Here is a 1908-nt window from a genome sequence, read left to right on the forward strand (position 1 = left end):
GTCCGCGGCATGAATGCCGCGGCCAAGCCCCCAAGGACGGGTTTACGGCGTCCCCCGCAACCGGACCCACCCCGCCATCCCACCGAATGCCTGCTTCTGCTGTTGCTGTTGCTCCAGCTGTTGCTGCTGCCCTGGCTTCGGCGGGTGCAGGGCGCAGCCCTGCCGAATCCCATTACACTCCAGAAGGATTTCCCTGCTGGAGAGAGCAATGAAACGAGTGGTACTGGGCGTGCTGGCCCTGTCGGTGTCGAGCGCACTGATGGCGGCCACCCCGAAATTCGATGGCGCGCGGATCTCCGCCGACGTCAAGGAACTGGCCTCCGACGCCTACGAAGGCCGCTCGCCGGCCACCGCCGGCGAAGAGAAGACCATCGCCTACCTCAGCAAGCAATTTGCCGACGCCGGTCTGCAGCCGGGCGGCGACCTCAAGGACGGCAAGCGCCTTTGGACCCAGGCCGTGCCGCTGCGCAAGGGCGACATCGTCGGCACACCGCAGCTGGCGCTGCACCAGGGCGGCAAGACCGTTGCGCTGGAGCAGGGCAAGCAGATTGCCGTGCGCGCCGCCATGAACGGCGCCAGCAACGTTGACATCAGCAAGGCCCCGCTGGTGTTCCTCGGCTATGGCGTGAAAGCGCCGGAGCGCAACTGGGACGACTTCAAGGGCGTGGACCTGAAGGGCAAGATTGCCGTCGTACTGATCAACGATCCGGACTTCGAAACCGGCCAGGGTGATTTCGACGGCAAGGGCATGACCTATTACGGCCGCTGGACCTACAAGTACGAGGAAGGCGCGCGCCAGGGTGCACTGGGTGTGCTGATCGTGCACGAGACCGCACCGGCCTCCTATGGCTGGGCCACCGTGGCCGGTTCCAACACCAACACCATGTTCGACGTGGTGCGCGACAACCCGGCCGAAAGCCACCCGCTGCTGGAAGGCTGGATCCAGCGCGACCTGGCGGTGGAGCTGTTCCGCTCCGCCGGGCAGGACTTCGAGGCGCTGAAGAAGAAGGCGCAGCAGCGCGACTTCACCCCGGTGCCGCTGACCGGCGCCAGCCTGGACGCGAAGTACGCGGTGAAGACCGAAGTGATCACCTCGCACAACGTGGCCGCACGCCTGGAAGGCAGCCGCCATCCGGATGAGACGATCATCTACAGCGCGCACTGGGACCACATCGGCGTGGGCGAGCCGGACGCGCGCGGTGACCGCATCTTCAACGGCGCACTGGACAACGCCAGTGGTACCGCCTCGCTGCTCGAGCTTGCCCGTGGCTTCGCCAAGGAAACGCGCCCGCAGCGCTCGCTGCTGTTCCTGGCGGTCACCGCCGAGGAGAAGGGCCTGCTGGGTTCGGAGTACTACGCCACCCATCCGCTGTACCCGCTGGAAAAGACCGTGGCGGTGATCAACATGGACGGCATGGCGCCGTTCGGCCCGTCGCGTGACTTCGGCATCTACGGTGCCGCGCGTTTCGAGCTGCTGGACCAGCTGAAGGACGTGGCCAAGGGCTGGGACATCCGCTACACGCCGGACCCGAAGCCGGAAGCGGGCCTGTTCTTCCGCTCCGACCACTTCCCGTTCGCCAAGCGTGGCGTGCCGGCGCTGTCCTGGTCGGCCGGCCAGGACTGGGTGGACGGTGGCGTCGCCGCAGGCAAGAAGGCCTCCGAGGACTACACCGCCAAGCGTTACCACCAGCAGGGCGACGAATGGCAGCCGGACTGGGTGTTCGCCGGTGCCGCCCGCGACCTGGAAGTGCTGTACACGCTGGGCAACCAGCTGGCCAACTCCCGTGCCTGGCCGAACTGGAGCAAGGACGAGTCGTTCCGCGCCGTACGCGACGCCAGCGCCGACCAGCGCAGGTAAGGGAATGCGCCGGGTTCGCCCGGCGCCTCCCGGGTAGTGGGGGGGGGGGG

Annotated in this window: 1 protein-coding gene; it reads left to right on the forward strand. The window is 67.2% G+C overall.

Features of this window, described 5'->3' with window-relative positions; translation table 11 throughout:
* Nucleotides 1-208: 208 nt before the first annotated feature.
* On the forward strand, nucleotides 209-1858 hold the full coding sequence (locus ABGA94_RS08680; RefSeq protein WP_375367026.1) for a M28 family metallopeptidase: 1650 nt from the start codon (nucleotides 209-211) through the stop codon (nucleotides 1856-1858).
* Nucleotides 1859-1908 lie beyond the last annotated feature (50 nt).

The organism is Stenotrophomonas sp. 3diitr2024, from assembly GCF_042136455.1.
Taxonomy (GTDB): Bacteria; Pseudomonadota; Gammaproteobacteria; order Xanthomonadales; family Xanthomonadaceae; genus Stenotrophomonas; species Stenotrophomonas sepilia.

Coding starts and splice junctions, on each gene's coding strand:
- ABGA94_RS08680 (WP_375367026.1), top strand. CDS start 209: ATGAAACGAGTGGTACTGGGCGTGCTGGCCCTGTCGGTGTCGAGCGCA.